At 70.6% G+C, this 16,244-nt stretch carries 12 protein-coding genes and 1 pseudogene; 8 read left to right on the forward strand and 5 right to left on the reverse strand.

Annotation, left to right across the window (positions count from 1 at the left end; all coding sequences use genetic code 11):
- The first annotated feature begins 182 nt into the window (after positions 1-182).
- Positions 183-1,343, forward strand: coding sequence for a Cys-Gln thioester bond-forming surface protein (locus ABZ573_RS11340; protein WP_225852254.1), 1,161 nt, complete (start codon positions 183-185; stop codon positions 1,341-1,343).
- Between the two features lie 152 nt (positions 1,344-1,495).
- On the opposite strand, the pseudogene ABZ573_RS11345 reads toward ABZ573_RS11340, so the two are convergent.
- Positions 1,496-1,702, reverse strand: a pseudogene (locus ABZ573_RS11345) (PIG-L family deacetylase); the annotation flags it as partial.
- A 430-nt stretch (positions 1,703-2,132) separates the two neighbouring features.
- Between ABZ573_RS11345 and ABZ573_RS11350 the strand changes: the two are divergent.
- The 5 genes from ABZ573_RS11350 (at position 2,133) to ABZ573_RS11370 (ending at position 7,956) form a co-directional block, all read left to right on the forward strand.
- Positions 2,133-3,776, forward strand: coding sequence for an ABC transporter substrate-binding protein (locus ABZ573_RS11350; RefSeq protein WP_358117578.1), 1,644 nt, complete (start codon positions 2,133-2,135; stop codon positions 3,774-3,776).
- A gap of 148 nt (positions 3,777-3,924) precedes the next feature.
- On the forward strand, positions 3,925-4,851 hold the full coding sequence (locus tag ABZ573_RS11355; RefSeq protein WP_132230980.1) for an ABC transporter permease: 927 nt from the start codon (positions 3,925-3,927) through the stop codon (positions 4,849-4,851).
- A 72-nt stretch (positions 4,852-4,923) separates the two neighbouring features.
- Entirely contained in the window at positions 4,924-5,901 is a 978-nt protein-coding gene (locus ABZ573_RS11360; protein WP_358117581.1) for an ABC transporter permease, read from the forward strand.
- Between the two features lie 26 nt (positions 5,902-5,927).
- Positions 5,928-6,950 carry an ABC transporter ATP-binding protein gene (locus ABZ573_RS11365; RefSeq protein ID WP_132231341.1) on the forward strand — a complete coding sequence of 341 codons (1,023 nt, stop codon included), beginning with the start codon at positions 5,928-5,930 and terminating at the stop codon, positions 6,948-6,950.
- Positions 6,943-7,956 carry a dipeptide ABC transporter ATP-binding protein gene (locus ABZ573_RS11370; protein WP_151455195.1) on the forward strand — a complete coding sequence of 338 codons (1,014 nt, stop codon included), beginning with the start codon at positions 6,943-6,945 and terminating at the stop codon, positions 7,954-7,956. Before ABZ573_RS11365 ends, ABZ573_RS11370 begins: the two co-directional genes overlap by 8 nt.
- 137 nt (positions 7,957-8,093) lie before the next feature.
- Here ABZ573_RS11370 and ABZ573_RS11375 read toward each other — a convergent pair whose 3' ends face one another.
- Together ABZ573_RS11375 and ABZ573_RS11380 are read right to left on the reverse strand one after the other, a co-directional pair.
- Positions 8,094-8,486: a chorismate mutase gene (locus ABZ573_RS11375; protein WP_151455196.1), complete on the reverse strand. Its 393-nt coding sequence runs from the start codon at positions 8,484-8,486 to the stop codon at positions 8,094-8,096.
- Positions 8,487-8,755: 269 nt separating this feature from the next.
- The gene (locus ABZ573_RS11380) at positions 8,756-10,606 is read right to left on the reverse strand and encodes a bifunctional metallophosphatase/5'-nucleotidase (protein WP_358117586.1); all 1,851 of its coding nucleotides are present in this window, start codon (positions 10,604-10,606) and stop codon (positions 8,756-8,758) included.
- 264 nt (positions 10,607-10,870) lie between these two features.
- Between ABZ573_RS11380 and pcrA the strand changes: the two genes are divergently transcribed.
- Positions 10,871-13,276 carry a DNA helicase PcrA gene (pcrA, locus tag ABZ573_RS11385; protein ID WP_358117589.1) on the forward strand — a complete coding sequence of 802 codons (2,406 nt, stop codon included), beginning with the start codon at positions 10,871-10,873 and terminating at the stop codon, positions 13,274-13,276.
- Positions 13,277-13,334: 58 nt separating this feature from the next.
- On the opposite strand, the gene ABZ573_RS11390 is transcribed toward pcrA, so the two are convergent.
- Positions 13,335-14,099 carry a M23 family metallopeptidase gene (locus ABZ573_RS11390; RefSeq protein WP_151455199.1) on the reverse strand — a complete coding sequence of 255 codons (765 nt, stop codon included), beginning with the start codon at positions 14,097-14,099 and terminating at the stop codon, positions 13,335-13,337.
- A gap of 274 nt (positions 14,100-14,373) precedes the next feature.
- On the reverse strand, positions 14,374-15,090 hold the full coding sequence (locus ABZ573_RS11395) for a M23 family metallopeptidase (protein WP_327029550.1): 717 nt from the start codon (positions 15,088-15,090) through the stop codon (positions 14,374-14,376).
- Positions 15,091-15,520: 430 nt separating this feature from the next.
- On the opposite strand from ABZ573_RS11395, the gene ABZ573_RS11400 reads away from it, so the two are divergent.
- Complete coding sequence (locus tag ABZ573_RS11400) at positions 15,521-15,925, forward strand: cobalamin B12-binding domain-containing protein (protein ID WP_132230988.1); 405 nt, start codon at positions 15,521-15,523, stop codon at positions 15,923-15,925.
- Positions 15,926-16,244 lie beyond the last annotated feature (319 nt).

Consider the following 16,244-nt stretch of genomic DNA (forward strand, 5'->3'; position numbering starts at 1 on the left):
TTTTCCCCGTCATATGGGACGGAACCGACGAATGCGGCCCACAGGGGCTGACAAGCGATCAACTCCCGTCACATAATGCCCCGTCGCGTTCTCGCGTGCGGGTGGTGCACATCCCGCGGGAACGGCGGCTTCACGCAACCCGCCGTGCGCGGGTCACCCCTGGGGAGAGGTGCACGATTCTGATGTTCGGACAACGAGGACGGCGCTGGGCGCGGATCGCCCTGGCGACCGTCGCCGGCGGCGCGCTGGCACTCGGCGCGGTGGCGCCGGCCGCCGCCGCCGACAAGACCGGCGTCGCCAAGTCGGTCAAGGGCAGCAACGTCACGCTCGTGCTCAACGGGCAGCCGAAGAGCACCGGTGCCCTGGCACTCAAGATCGACGGAAAGCTCGTCCCCGCCTTCTGCATCGACTACCACACCAACGTGGCGATCGACGGCAAGTACAAGGAGGGCACCTGGGACGAGTCCCAGGTGAAGAACCTCGGCAAGGTGCAGTGGGTGCTGACCCACGGCTACCCGAACGCCGACGCCGCCAAGCTGCTGGCCGCCGCCGGCGCCACCGCTCCGGCGAAGGCCGACGCCGACAAGCTGCTCTACTTCGGCACCCAGACCGCCATCTGGAACTTCAGCGACGGCGTCAAGCTGGGTGACTGGGTCGACAACCCGAAGCTGCTCGGCAAGAAGCAGTACGACGTGGTCAAGAAGGTCCACGACTACCTGGTGGCCAACGCCACCGACCAGCCCGAGCCGAAGGCCGAGCTGAGCGTCGACCCGGCCAGCGCCAAGGCCACCGTCGGCGAGAAGGCCGGCCCGTTCACCGTCAAGGGCCCGGCGGGCGAGATCACCGTCGCGGTCGACGGCGGCTCGGCGGTCGACGCCGAGGGCAAGCCGGTCACCAAGACCACCAACGGCGGCCAGTTCTGGCTGGCCGCGGACGGCGCCGGCGAGGTGAAGGTGACCGTTTCCGCACAGGATTCGGTCTCCTTCGGCCGGGTGTTCCTCTTCACCGGCCAGCGCGCCGCGCAGAAGCTCATCCTCGGTGGCAGCACCGGCGCCACCGTGAGCGCCAAGGCCGAGGCCGCGTTCGCCGCCGCCCCGGCCGAGTCGCCGTCGCCGAGCGCGCCGGCGGAGTCCCCGTCGCCCAGCGCCCCGGCGGAGTCCCCGTCGCCGAGCGCCCCGGTCGACAGCCCGGCCCCGTCGACCTCGCCCGCGAGCGGCGGCGGTGACCTGCCGCTGACCGGCTCCCCGATCGCCGCCGCGATCGCCGCCGGCGTGGCGCTGCTGGCCGCCGGCGCGGTCGCCGTGCTGCTGTTCCGTCGTCGCAAGCTGCGCTTCACCGCCTGATCGACGCCCGCTTCAACGGCCCCGGCCCCGGTACCGCCCCGCGCGGTGCCGGGGCCGGAGTCGTTCGCCGCCGGGCCAGCCGGCGCACGCCTCGGGCGTGGATACCAGCGCCGTCGCGGAGACCGACCTGCCGTACGTCGCCGCCGCTCTTCCTCCTGCGGTCGGCCCACCTCGGCGCGCGGGTGCTCCGCACTCTCCGCAGTCGCCCGGGTGACGAGCAGGTACGAGGCGTCGACACCCTCCGCCACCCAGGTGGCGATGGTGCCCGCACAGCCGAAGCCGGCATCGTCCGGATGGGCAAAAACGGCCAACGCCCGGCCGACCTCGGACAGCGCCGGAGGGGGCGCGGGGAAGCTCACAGCCGCCGACCCCGCGCCGGGGGGCGGACCCCCTCCGAACCGTGTCTTTCCTGCTCAGAGCGGTACGACCCGCGTACATCATGATCTTTTTTCGGGTATCGGCAACGTGGCGACCAACTAACGGCTTGATAACGGCACCTTCACGGAACGGGCCGGTGGGTGTCACAGTGGCAGCACCTCACCCCTCATGTGAGGCACTCCGTACGGCCTGACGACCATGGACCCGCCTGTTGACGGTGCTCCGTGGTGGTCTCGTGTGCGCGGTGCCGAGCGCGACGGGCGAGGTGGCCCGGCGGATCGGTACATCAATCTTGTCCCGAATTCACTGCGGTGAAACCGGCTCCCGCACTGCGGGCGCCGGACGTGTCACCCCCCATACGTGCGTGAAACCCACGACGGATCCAGGTTCAGAAAGAGGAGGCCCCTCGGAATGAGAGTCTCGAAGCGGGCAAGTAGCGCGGTCGCGCTGGGCGCGGCGTTCGCGCTCGTCGCGTCCGGCTGCTCGAGCAGCGACAGCGACGGTGGCGACGCCGGCGCCAGCAGCGACGGCGCGATCACCATCGACGGCACTCAGCCGGAGGTCGGCCTGGTCCCGTCGAACACCACCGAGACCGGTGGTGGGGCGATCATCGACTGGATCTGGACCGGTCTGGTCGAGTACCCGAACGACGGCAGCGCGCCGCGCAACGCGGTCGCCGAGTCGATCGAGACGTCGGACTCCAAGGTCTACACGGTCAAGATCAAGAAGGACACGAAGTTCCACGACGGCACCGTCGTCAAGGCCAAGAACTTCGTGGACGCCTGGAACTGGGGCGCCTACTCGCCCAACGGCGCGCAGAACGGCAGCTTCTTCGCCGACATCCAGGGCTTCGACCAGGTCCACACCGAGGACCCGGACGGCGCCGAGGGCCCGAAGAAGGCCCCCGAGCCCGCCGCCAAGGAGATGTCCGGCCTGAAGGTCGTCGACGACTGGACCTTCGAGGTCACCCTGGCCGCGCCGACCGCGGTGTTCCCGACCAAGCTCGGCTACAGCACCTTCATGCCGCTGCCGGACGCGTTCTTCACCCAGGGCGCCGAGGCGTTCGGCAAGAAGCCGATCGGCAACGGCCCGATCAAGTTCGTGTCGTGGGAAGACGACGTCCAGATCAAGCTGACGCGCTTCGATGACTACTCCTTGAACGACAAGATGAAGATCAAGGACGTCAACATCAAGCTGTACCAGGACGACACGGCGGCCTACAACGACCTGCTCGCCGGCAACCTGGACTTCCAGCAGCAGGTTCCGGTCTCCGCCATCGCGGGCGACAAGTGGAAGAACGACCTGGGCGAGCGGGCGATCTCCTCCACCACCCCGTCGACCGGCATCATCGCCTTCCCGATCTACGACAAGCGCTTCCAGAACCCGAAGCTGCGTCGCGCGGTCTCGATGTCGATCAACCGCCAGGAGATCAGCGACAAGATCTTCTTCGGTTCGCGCAAGCCGGCCGACAGCTGGGCCAACCCGCTGACCCCGGGCGCCAAGGCCGGCAACTGCACCGCCTGCCAGTTCAACGTCGACGAGGCCAAGAAGCTCCTCGCCGAGGCCGGTGGCTTCACCGGTGAGCTGGTCATGTTCTACAACGCCGACGCCAGCCACAAGGAGTGGATGGAGGCCGTCGCGCAGCAGGTCAAGACGAACCTCGGCATCAACGCTCGCGCCGAGGGCGTGCCGACCTTCGCGGTGTTCCGCCAGAACATCAACGCCGGCAAGATGACCGGCATGTACCGCGCCGGCTGGCAGCAGGACTACCCGGACGTGGAGAACTGGGTCGGCCCGCTCTACGTGACCGGCGGTTCCTCGAACGACGGCAAGTACAGCAACCCGCAGGTCGACGCGCTGGCCAAGGAAGCCGCCTCCGCGCCGAGCCTGGAGGCGTCGCACGCCAAGTACGCCGAGGCGGTCGCCCTCATCGACCAGGACGTCCCCTCGATCCCGGTCTACTTCGGTGGTCAGCAGTCCGGCCACTCCGAGAAGATCAAGAAGATCGAGCTCTCCAACGTCGGTGAACTCGACCTCACCTCGGTCGAGCTCTGATCCGAACGGTCTGACCCCGGGTCGGGCTCACCTACCGGTGAGCCCGACCCGGGCCGTTCCGTGAGGTGGTGTCACCACACCGCCTCGCCACGTCTGTCATCCCCGTGTCGGCCGTCCGACGCGCGCCCCCTGTCTGGAGGACCACCCCATGGGCCGTTATCTGTTGAGACGGCTGCTCCAACTCATCCCGGTCTTCATCGGGACGACGTTCCTGATCTATTGGCTCGTGTGGTCGGTGCCCGGTGACCCGTTCGCGGGCAAGTGTGGCGAGCGTCCCTGCCCCGACAGCTTCGTCAACATGATGACCGAGAAGTTCAAGCTCGACGAGCCGCTCATCGTGCAGTACGGCAACTACATGAAGAACCTCTTCCAGGGCGACTTCGGGCAGACGTTCGGTGGCCGGGAGATCGGTGACATCATCGCCACGGCCTACCCGAACACCCTGAAGCTGGCCCTGGTGGCGCTGGCCATCGAGGCGGTCATCGGACTCACCGCGGGCGTGCTGACGGGCCTGCGCCGCAACGGCTTCCTGGACAACCTGGTCCTGGTCTCCAGCCTCTTCCTGATCGCGCTGCCGATCTTCGTCATCGGCTTCGTGGCCCAGTGGCTGCTCGGCGTGCAGTGGGGCATCGTCAAGCCGACGGTCTCCAGCGAGATGCGGCTCTCCGAGCTGATCGTGCCCGGCTTCGTGCTCGGTAGCGCCTCGATGGCGTACATCGCCCGGTTGGCCCGCACGAGCATCGCGGAGAACCGGCGGGCCGACTACGTGCGTACGGCGATCGCCAAGGGTCTGCCGATGCGCCGGGTGGTCGGGATCCACCTGCTGCGCAACTCGCTCATCCCGGTGGTGACGCTGCTCGGGACTGACCTCGGCGCCCTGATGGGCGGCGCGATCGTCACCGAGGGCATCTTCCAGATCAACGGGATCGGCCGACAGGTCTACCGCGCGATCATCACCAAGGAGAGCGCTACCGTTGTCTCCATCGTGGTGGTCCTGGTGCTCGTCTACCTGCTGATGAACCTGCTGGTCGACCTGCTCTACGCCGCCCTGGACCCGAGGATCCGCTATGAGTGAGCGCAGCGAACGAATCATCATTGCAGCGTGCGCGGGCACCAGTGCCCGCGCCGAGCGGAGTGGGGTGCGGGCATGAGTGACCCGAGTGCCGCCTCGATCATCAGCACGCCGCCCGCGCAGGCTCCCGACGAGATCGGCGCGCCGACCAACGCGGGCCTGCCGGAGAACGCCCGCAAGGAGAAGCCGCGCGGTCTGCTCGGCGACGCCTGGCGTGACCTGCGCCGCAAGCCGCTGTTCTGGATCTCCGCAGGGTTCATCGTCCTCTTCATGCTGATGACCGCCTTCCCCTCGCTGTTCACCTCCGGCGACCCGGAGAACGGCAACCTGCAGAACAGCCTCGTCGGCCCGTCGTCGGACGCCTGGTTCGGCTACGACTTCCAGGGCCGGGACGTCTTCGCCCGGGTGATCTACGGCGCCCGCGCGTCGATCGTGGTCTCCCTGCTCTCCGTGCTCGGCGTGCTGCTCTTCGGCGGCGCGATGGGCATCGTGGCGGGCTACCGGGGCGGCTGGGTGGACGCACTGCTCTCCCGCATCGCCGATGTCTTCTTCGGGCTGCCGTTCGTGCTGGGTGCCATCGTCATCCTGACGACCTTCAACGGGTCGGGCACGAGCAACAGCAAGGCCGAGATCATGGCGCTGGTGAGCATCTCGCTGATCGTGCTGGGCTGGCCGGTCGTGATGCGGCTGATGCGTTCCTCGGTGCTGGCCACCAAGGAGGCGGACTACATCGTCGCCGCCCGCGCGCTGGGCGCCGGCACCGGCCGGATCATCCTCAAGCACCTGCTGCCGAACTGCCTCGCGCCGCTGCTGGTCTACGGGACGATCCTGGTCGGCTCGTACATCGGCGCCGAGGCGACGCTGTCCTTCCTGGGCGTCGGCCTGAAGAGCCCGGTGGTCTCCTGGGGCATCATGATCAACGAGGCGCAGAACCTCCTCCGCGTCGCGCCCTACCTGCTCTTCTTCCCCGCCGCGTTCCTCGTCGCCGCCGTACTGAGCTTCGTGATGCTCGGTGAGGCGGTCCGCGAGGCCCTCGATCCGAAACTCCGCTAGGGGAGATTCAGTTGTCCGACATTCTGGTGTCCGAGCAGTCCGCGGCCGGCGCGTCCGGCCGCCCCTCGGGCAGGTTGCTCGAGGTGGAAGACCTCCGGGTGGAGTTCCGCACCCGGGACGGCGTCGCCAAGGTCATCAACGGGGTCACGTACCACGTCGACGCGGGGGAGACCCTCGCCGTGCTCGGCGAGTCCGGCTCCGGTAAGAGCGTCACCGCGCAGACCATCATGGGCATCCTCGACACGCCGCCCGGTTTCGTCACCGGCGGTCAGGTCCGCTTCCAGGGCAAGGACATGCTCGGCATGTCCTTCGAGGAGCGGCGCCGCATCCGCGGCGAGGGCATCGCGATGATCTTCCAGGACGCGCTCTCCGCGCTGAACCCGGTCTTCACCGTCGGGTTCCAGATCGCCGAGCAGTTCCGGGTACGGCGCGGGATGAGCCGCTCCGACGCCAAGAAGCGCGCGATCGAGATGCTCGACCAGGTCAAGATCCCGAACGCCAAGGGCCGGTTCAGCAGCTACCCGCACCAGTTCTCGGGCGGTATGCGGCAGCGCGCGATGATCGCGATGTCGCTCGCCCTGGACCCGGAGGTGCTGATCGCGGACGAGCCGACCACCGCGCTCGACGTGACGGTGCAGGCGCAGATCATGGACCTGCTCGCCGAACTCCAGCGCGAGCGGCAGATGGGCATGATCCTGATCACCCACGACCTCGGCGTGGTCGCCGACGTCGCGGACCGGATCGCGGTGATGTACGCGGGCCGGATCGTCGAGGAAGCCAACGTCTACGACCTGTACGCCAAGCCGGCGCACCCGTACACGATCGGCCTGATCAACTCGATCCCGCGGCTCGACGAGAAGGGGCAGGAGCTCCGGACGATCAAGGGTCTCCCGCCGAACCTCATGAACATCCCGCCGGGCTGCCCGTTCAACCCGCGCTGCCCCATGGCGCAGCCGGTCTGCCGGGAGAAGGTCCCGCCGCTGCTGCAGGTCGGCGCCGGCCGGGCCAGCGCCTGCCACTTCGCCGAGGAGCTGGTGAACCGTGACTGAGAACATCCTCGAGGTCCGTGACCTGGTCAAGCACTATCCCGTGACCCGGGGCGTGGTGTTCAAGAAGACCATCGGTCACGTCAAGGCGGTCGACGGGGTCTCCTTCGAGCTCAAGGCCGGCGAGACCCTGGGTGTGGTCGGCGAGTCGGGCTGCGGCAAGTCGACGCTGGCCCGGGTCCTGATGAACCTGGAGAAGCCGACGGGTGGCAGCGTCCACTACAAGGGCCAGGACATCTCGAAGTTCTCCGGCCCGGCGCTGCGCCGGCTGCGTCGGCAGATCCAGCTGGTGATGCAGGACCCGTACACCTCGCTGAACCCGCGGATGACGGTCGGCGACCTGATCGGCGAGCCGTTCGAGATCCACCCGGAGGTGGCGCCGAAGGGCAGCCGCCGGGAGAAGGTCAGGGAACTGCTCGACCTGGTGGGCCTCAACCCGGAGCACATCCACCGGTACCCGCACCAGTTCTCCGGCGGTCAGCGGCAGCGCATCGGCATCGCCCGGGCGCTCGCCCTGCGGCCCGAGATCATCGTCTGCGACGAGCCGGTCAGCGCCCTGGACGTGTCGATCCAGGCCCAGGTGATGAACCTGCTGGAGAAGCTCCAGGGCGAGCTCGGCCTGTCGTACATCTTCATCGCGCACGACCTGTCGGTGGTCCGGCACCTGTCGGACCGGGTCGCGGTGATGTACCTCGGCAAGATCGCCGAGATCGGCTCCGAGGACGAGATCTACGAGCGGCCGACCCACCCGTACACCCAGGCGCTGCTCTCGGCCGTGCCGGTGCCGGACCCGACCGTGCGGGACAACAAGGCGATCATCCGCCTGACCGGTGACGTGCCGTCGCCGGTCAGCCCGCCGTCGGGCTGCCGGTTCCGGACCCGGTGCTGGAAGGCGCAGGACGTCTGCGCCGAGCAGGTCCCGCTGCTGGAGATCCGCTCGGGCTCGGACCACCCGAGCGCCTGCCACTTCGCGGAGAAGCGCGAGATCGTGCAGACGCACGAGGCGTGACCCCCACGGAACCGCCTGCCGACGTCATCGCGACGACGGCAGGCGGTTCCGTCGTTTCCGCCCCGGCCCGGCCCCCGCCCGTGCAGGGGGCCGGGGCCGGGCGTGGACCGCGCGGGGGTCCGTTGCCGGCGTACGCCTCACAGGGGGCCGCGGCCGGCGCGGAGCAGCAGCAGCGCGAGTTGCGTGCCGTCGGCGCCCAGGGCGGCCCGGAAGCGCTCCAGGATCGCCCGTTCCCGGGACAGCACCAGCCGGGTGCCGCCGGAGGCCATCCGGGTCACGCCGACCTCCTGGGAGAGCCGGGCCCGTTCCTGCCACAGCTCGATCAGCGCCCGGTCGATCTCGTCGATCCGCTCGCGGATCTCGACGATCCGGGCGGCCGCGGCCGGCTCCGGGGTGCCGGTTCCCGCCGCCGGCTTCGCGTCGTCGTCACCGCCCGGCACGTCGGCCGGAGGCCCGGAGGCGCCGGGGTCGGGCCGGCCCGCCTCGGGTCGCGTCACGCTGCCGCTGGACTCCACCACGTCTGTCATCATCGGGTACCCCTCGCCGTCAGGTGCCCGGTGCCCGGATCCCGGGACGGAAGAAAGCCCCGGGCTCCAGGAGCCCGGGGCTTTCTCGTAGGTCTGATCGATCAGGCGCGACCTACGGCTGCCGGACTCCCGGTGCCGTAGTAAAAGTAGAAGTGCTGCCCGAACATGTCGTCGAGTATGCCGACCTCGGGCCGGCCGGCGCAAGGATTCGGCGCGACCCGTGCCCGGCCGGGCGGGCACGGCGCCGTCGTGACGCCGGGACCGCCCGCGCCTCAGCCGAGGCGGGTGATCCGGTCGGCGGGTCCGGGGGCGACCGGAGCGCCGGCGCCCAGGTAGGCGATCAGCGCATCGACGTCGAAGCCGGGGGCGGTGGCCCGGTCCGTGCCGGCCCGCAGCTCGGTGAAGCCGTCCCCGCCGTTGGCCAGGAAGTCGTTCGTGGTGACCCGGTAGCTCGCGGCCGGGTCGACCGGCGCGCCGTCGAACGCCAGGGCGCTCACCCGCGAGCCCACCGGGGCGGTGCTGTCGTAGGAGTAGGTCAGCCCGGCGGAGACCTGGAGGATGCGCTGGGTGGTCTGCCCGTTGAAGCCCACGAACTGCTGCTCCAGCACGTTGCGCAGCTGCGCGCCGGTGAGGGTCTGGGTGACCACCAGGTTGTTGAACGGCTGGACGGTGAACGCCTCGCCGTAGGTGATCTCGCCAGGGTCCTCGTCGCCGGGGGAGGCCGCGTACGACAGGGACGCGCGGACGCCGCCCGGGTTCATCAGCGCGATCTGTGCCCCGCTGGAGCGGGTGTACGCGAGCTGCGCGTCGGCGATCACGTCACCGAGCGGGCTCTCCCCGTTCGGCCGGACGTCGCGGACGATGTCGGCCGAGATCCGGCCCACCACCCGGTTGGCGATGGGTGCGACGGCCGCCCGGTACTTGTCGGCCAGTGCCTTCGCGCCCGGGTCCACCAGGTCGGGGTTGCGCACGTACGTGCCCGGCGCGCTCTCCCGCCAGGTGCCGTCCGGGTTGCGTACGCCGTTCTCGACGACGACGTTGCGGGCGGTGATCCCGGTGAACCGGCCGGTGCGCCGGTCCAGCGAGTAGTCCACGTCCGTGATCAGCTGGCCGTTGTTGCCGGCGCTGGTGACCACGCTGCGCGCGCCCGAGGAGTTCGGCAGGGAGCAGGAGTAGAAGCGGTGGGTGTGGCCGGAGACGACCAGCCCGAACTCCGGCCGCAGGCCACGGACGATGTCCACGATCGGGCCGGAGAAGTTGGCGCAGTCCGAGACGCCGGGCGTGGCCGGCGGCGGCGACTGGGCGCCGCCCTCGTGCACGAGCAGCACCATCGCCTTGACGCCGAAGAGCTTGAGCACGCCGGCCCACTTGTTGGCGGTCTGCACCTCGTCGGTGAACCGCACGGAGGCGATGCCGGCCGGGTTGACGATGCCCGGGGTGCCCTCCAGGGTCACGCCGACGAAGCCGACCGGGACGCCGCCGACGAAGCGCACGTCGACCGGGGGCAGGATCGGCAGGCCGGTCTTCCTGCTGACGGTGTTGGCGGCCAGGTAGGTGAACTTCGCGCCGGCGAAGCCGTCCCCGTCCTGGCAGCCGTCGACGGGGTGGCAGCCGCCCTTGTTGATCCGGATCAGCTCGTCGACGCCCTCGTCGAACTCGTGGTTGCCGACGGAGCTGACGTCCAGGCCGATCTCGTCCATCAGCTCGATGGTCGGCTCGTCGTGGAAGGCGGCGCTGACGAGCGGGGTGGCGCCGATCAGGTCGCCGGCCCCGACGGTGGTCGTGGCGCGCCCCTCGGCCCTGGCCTCGGCGCGCAGCTTCTTCAGCCAGGTGGCGAGGTACTCCACGCCGCCGGCGGGCGTGCCGTTGACCGCCGCGCCGCTGCCGCCGGGCGGGTCGATGGCGCCGTGGAAGTCGTTGTAGCTCAGGAAGTTGCCCTTGACCTCCCCGCCGCTGGGCGCGGCGTAGGAGACCGAGACGGGGGTGAGGCCGGCCTGCTGGTCGTCGGCGGGGGCCGGCGCGGGCCGGGAAGCGGTGGACAGCGTGGCGACGACGGCCAGCGCGAGGGTGGGCGCGGCGAGGTGGCGCAGCGCCGCCCGACCGCGCGAACGCGGCTGAGTCATGGTCGTTCTCCCAGTCGTGTACGGGGGAGGAGCCGGATTTTCACCGTCATCGTTCTGTACGGGGGACAGCGGCACCAGACACGACAGGGTGACATCTTCGTCTCGACCGGACGAGTCTGGGCACGATCCCTCCACCACGCGCTGCGGCGGACGGCCGGCGGCGGCGCGGACCGGGCGGATCGACCGGCCCGGGGGACGGCTCGGGCGAGCCGGGGCACGCGCGGCGGGGGAAGTGTCCGCCCGGCGGCATAGACTCGCCGTGCGATGCATCCTCTCTTCGACATCCCCGCGTCCCCGCCCGCGCCGGCCTCCGCCCCGGCCTCGCCGCACCGGCCCAGGCCGGCGGCCGTCCAGCTCGATCCGCAGGCCCTGGTCGAGGGCCTGAACGGGCCGCAGCGCGACGCCGTCACCCACGCCGGCTCGCCGCTGCTGATCGTGGCCGGTGCCGGCTCGGGCAAGACCCGGGTGCTCACCCACCGGATCGCCTACCTGCTGGCCGCCCGGGACGTGCACCCCGGCGAGATCATCGCGATCACCTTCACCAACAAGGCCGCCGGCGAGATGAAGGAGCGGGTGGCCCACCTGGTGGGTCCCCGGGCCCGCCTGATGTGGGTGTCGACGTTCCACTCCGCGTGCGTGCGCATCCTGCGCGCCGAGCACGAGCACGCCGGGCTGAAGTCGACCTTCTCGATCTACGACGCGGACGACTCCCGCCGGCTGATGCAGATGGTCGCCAGGGAGCTGGACCTCGACCCGAAGCGCTACCCGGCGCGCGGGCTGGCCGCCCAGGTCTCCAACCTGAAGAACGAGCTGGTCGACCCCGAGGCGTTCGCGGGCCGCGCCAAGGGCCCCAACGAGCGGGCGCTGGCGGAGGCCTACACGCTCTACCAGCGACGGCTGCGCGAGGCGCACGCGCTGGACTTCGACGACCTGATCATGACGACGGTGCACCTGCTCCAGTCCCACCCGCACGTCGCGGAGAGCTACCGCCGGCGGTTCCGGCACGTGCTGGTCGACGAATACCAGGACACCAACCACGCCCAGTACACGCTGATCAAGGAGCTGGTCTCCGGCACGGAGGGGATCGAGCCGGCGGAGCTCTGCGTGGTCGGTGACGCCGACCAGTCGATCTACGCGTTCCGGGGCGCCACGATCCGCAACATCCTGGAGTTCGAGCGCGACTTCAGCGACGCCCGGACGATCCTGCTGGAGCAGAACTACCGCTCCACCCAGACCATCCTCAACGCCGCCAACGCGGTGATCGACCGGAACACGTCGCGCAAGCCGAAGCGGCTGTGGAGCGAGGCGGGCGCCGGTGAGCCGATCGTCGGCTACGTGGCCGACACCGAGCACGCCGAGGCCGACTGGGTGGCCCGCGAGATCGACCGGCTGGTCGACGCCGACGAGACCCGCCCCGGCGACGTGGCCGTCTTCTACCGCACCAACGCCCAGTCCCGGGTCTTCGAGGAGGTGTTCATCCGGGTCGGCCTGCCCTACAAGGTGGTCGGCGGGGTGCGCTTCTACGAGCGCAAGGAGGTCCGCGACGCGCTGGCCTACCTGCGCGCGGTGGTCAACGACGACGACACGGTCAGCCTGCGCCGGATCCTCAACACCCCGCGCCGGGGCATCGGTGACCGGGCCGAGGCGTGCGTGGAGGCGCTGTCCAGCCGGGACCGGATCTCCTTCGGGGCGGCGCTGCGGCGGGCGAAGGACGCCCCGGGCATCTCCAGCCGGGCGGCCAACGGCATCGCCGACTTCGTGGCCCTGCTCGACGGCGCCCGCGAGATTGCCGAGACGGGCACCCCGGAGGAGGTGCTGGAGGCGCTGCTGACCCGCTCGGGCTACCTCACCGAGCTGGAGGAGAGCCTCGACCCGCAGGACGCGGGGCGGGTCGACAACCTCCAGGAGCTCGTCAGCGTCGCCCGGGAGTACACCGAGCGGATCGAGGCGGTCGGCGAGGAGGGCGAGCGGGCCACCCTGGCCGGCTTCCTGGAGCAGGTCGCGCTGGTCGCCGACGCCGACCAGGTGCCCACGGACGACCCCGACCACCAGGGCGTGGTCACCCTGATGACGCTGCACACCGCGAAGGGCCTGGAGTTCCCGGTGGTCTTCCTGACCGGCCTGGAGGACGGCGTCTTCCCGCACCTGCGCTCGCTGGGCGACACCCGGGAGCTGGAGGAGGAACGTCGGCTGGCGTACGTCGGCATCACCCGGGCCCGCCAGCGCCTCCACCTCTCCCGGGCGGTCACCCGCTCGGCGTGGGGGCAGCCGGCCTACAACCCGCCGTCGCGGTTCCTGGAGGAGCTGCCGCCGGAGCTGGTCCGCTGGGAGCGCACCGAGGGGTCGTACACCTCGTGGGCCGGCGGGGGCGGCGGCGTGGGTGGCCGCGCGGACCGGGTGTCCGGCGGGCGTGGGGGCTTCAACGGCGGCACGCCCAAGGCGGCGCAGTTGGCGAAGCGGCTGGGGGTCGACGCGAGCCGCCTGACCACGGCGAGCGAGCTGCCGCAGGGGCCGAAGGTGTCCGCGGGCGACCGGGTCAACCACCAGCGCTACGGCCTGGGCCGGGTGCTCGCCGTCGAGGGGCACGGCCCGGGAGCGCGGGCGCAGATCGACTTCGGCGACCAGACGATGTGGCTGGTGCTCCGGCACGCCCCGATCGACAAGCTCTGAGCGGCGGCGCGGCCCGGCCCGGCAGCACGCCGGACCGGGCCGCGCCGGTCGCTGCGGGTCAGCAGGCCACGTCGATGCCCCGGGCGCGCAGGAACGGCGCGGGGTCGATCTGGTTCCACATCTGACCCTGGTGCACCTCGAAGTGCAGGTGCGGGCCGGTGGAGTCGCCGGTGGACCCCTCCAGGCCGATGGTCTGCCCGGCGGCGACCTTGTCGCCCACGCCCACCTTGGTGGTGCTCAGGTGGGCGTAGTGGGTCAGGTAGCCGTTGCCGTGGTCGACGAAGACGGAGGTGCCGTACCCGTCGCCGACGTCGCCGGCCTTGGTGACGGTGCCGCCGAAGGCCGCGCGGACCGGGGTGCCGGCGGGCAGCGCGAAGTCGATGCCGGCGTGCTGGGTGCCCCAGCGCGGGCCGTAGCAGGAGGTGATGGCCGCGCCCTTCATCGGGATGACCCAACTGGGCTTCGGCTTGCTGGTCTTCTTCGGCTTCGGCTTCGGCTTGGCGGTGGTCGCCTTCGGGCTGGGCTTCGCCGACGGGCTGGCCTTCGTCGGGCTGGGCGTCGGGCTCGCCGAGGGGGTGGCCGGGGCGGTCGTCTCGCGGGCGGAGCGGTCGGCGCGGTCGGCGGCCTCCGTGCGGGCCTGCGTGTCCACGGCGGCGGCCGGGACGGCGGGCTCGTCGTTCCCGGTGGCCGCGAAGGCGGCGCCGCCGAGGCCGAGGCCGGTCAGGGCCGCTGCGGCGATGATCACGCGGGTGCGGCCGCCGATCCGCCTCCGGGGCCGGACGGGGGCGTCGGGGGTGTTCTCGTTCCGAATGTCTTCCTGCACGGCGGACCTTCACTGATCGAGGGGGCACTTGACCTCGAAATACTGGTGTCGACACGCGGCGTGACGGGTAGTGGGACGGGGCCCGGGCGGACCGGTGACGGCCGCATCCGCCCGTTGCATCCCCGTTCGGGGTTGTTCGACCGTAAAAGTGATCATGTGTGGCGATGGCGCCGGTCACAGTCGGCGGCGTGACCCGGCTCACTTTCGACTCCGGTGGCACACGAAAAACCGCCCGGATCGGCAGATCCGGGCGGTCGACGGGCGATACGCAGCGTCAGGACGCGGCTACCTCGCTGTAGTACACCTCGACTTGTAGCTTGATGTCCACTCCGCGCTCCTTGAGCCACGGCACCGGGTCGAGCGGCTCGCCCTTGACATGCACCTCCAGGTGCAGGTGGGAGCCGTAGGAGTGGCCGGTGTTGCCCACGAGGCCGAGCTGGTCGCCCGCCTTCACCTGCTGACCCTCCTTGACGCTCAGCGCCGAGGAGTGCCCGTAGATCGCCTCGCTGCCGTCGGCGTGCCGGACGATCACGGTGTGGCCGTAGCCGCCGAACCAGCCGGCCTTGGTGACGGTGCCCTCGTGGATGGCGACGTAGGGGGTGCCCTCGGGGGCGACCAGGTCGACGCCGGTGTGCAGCTTGCCCCAGCGCATGCCGTAGGGCGAGTTGAACTCGTAGCCCTGGAGGGGGAGCAGCCAGACCTCGGGCTCGGCGGACTCGGCGCCTCCGGCGCGGTCGCTGTCGCGGCTGGCGCGGTCGGCGTTGTCGCCACGGGCCGCGGCGTCCTGGTTGACGGCCGAGGCGGCCTTGAGCTCGTCGAGGACCGACGGGCTGACGCTCTTGGCGTCCGGCAGGGCGCCGGCGCCGATCGCGACGATGCCGGCGCCGACGAACGCGGTGGTGACCACCGCTGCGTAGCGGCTACGCGGGGGGGTGGGTACGCGGCGGCGACCGCGATATCGATCGGGCTCAGACGACAGGCGCTGGCGCACGCACACCCTCCGTTGTCGGGGATCCGAAGCGGCTTCCTCGACGCCCGTGAAGCTCGGGTGAACGCCGGCTGGCCGCGTCGTCACCCGTCCGTGGACCTGATGACAACCGTGGACACGTTAGCCAACCACCAGTCCCGTCACAAGCCGAAGCGCCGAATTGCTACCGCGTTATGTCTCTTTCCGTCCGTGATTGTCATGGGTCGTACCCCTCGAACGGTGCCCCCCTAACTGCCCGTTCGTCGCGCAGGGTGACCGAACGGCGGAGTCGTCCGGCTTGACGCCGGGGGCTGGCGCGGTCCGCCGTACCGGCGCCGACGGGAGTCCGGCCGGGTTCGCGGGGGTGAGGTTCACCGCCCGGATTTCCCGGGCAGGGTCGGGCGGGTTACCGTTCGTTCAGTGAAGCCGCGGAGCCGGTGAAAGGGATGCGCTGATGAGCTCTCGTGTACGGGTCGTCGTCGCCAAGCCGGGCCTGGACGGCCACGACCGTGGCGCAAAGGTCGTCGCGCGTGCCCTGCGGGATGCCGGTATGGAGGTCATCTACACCGGCCTGCACCAGACCCCGGAGCAGATCGTGGAGACCGCGATCCAGGAGGACGCCGACGCGGTCGGGCTCTCCGTGCTGTCCGGGGCGCACATGACGCTGTTCCGGCGGGTGGTGGAGCTGCTCGGTGAGCGCGACGCCCGCGACATCGTCGTGTTCGGCGGCGGCATCATTCCCGACGCCGACATCCCGGAGCTCCAGCGGCTCGGGGTCGCCAAGATCTTCACGCCGGGTGCGACGACCCAGTCGATCGTCGAGTGGGTCCGGCAGAACGTCGCCCAGCCGGTCGCCTGACGGCGGTCGCGGGCTCGGGGCCGCTCGGCGGCCGAATCCGGGCAGGGGGAGGGGCCGGACGCACCCCTCACACGTCCGGCCCCTCTATGCACGATGCCCCGCCGCCACCCCTCGACCGACAGGGCATCGGCCGCTCCCGTCGTCGCGCTGCATCAGCGCTCCGACACCTGACTCAACGACGCCCCCACGGACGGGTTACGCGCCCCCGGCAACATCGCCCGGACGGCTGACATCGGGCCGAAGTCGCGGAAAGGCCGCGCGACGCCGCCGATTGTGCATTACCACACAACGTGCACCCGCTCGGTTGCCGGCGGTGTCC

The organism is Micromonospora sp. NPDC007220 (assembly GCF_040634035.1).
Taxonomy (GTDB): Bacteria; Actinomycetota; Actinomycetes; order Mycobacteriales; family Micromonosporaceae; genus Micromonospora; species Micromonospora reichwaldensis.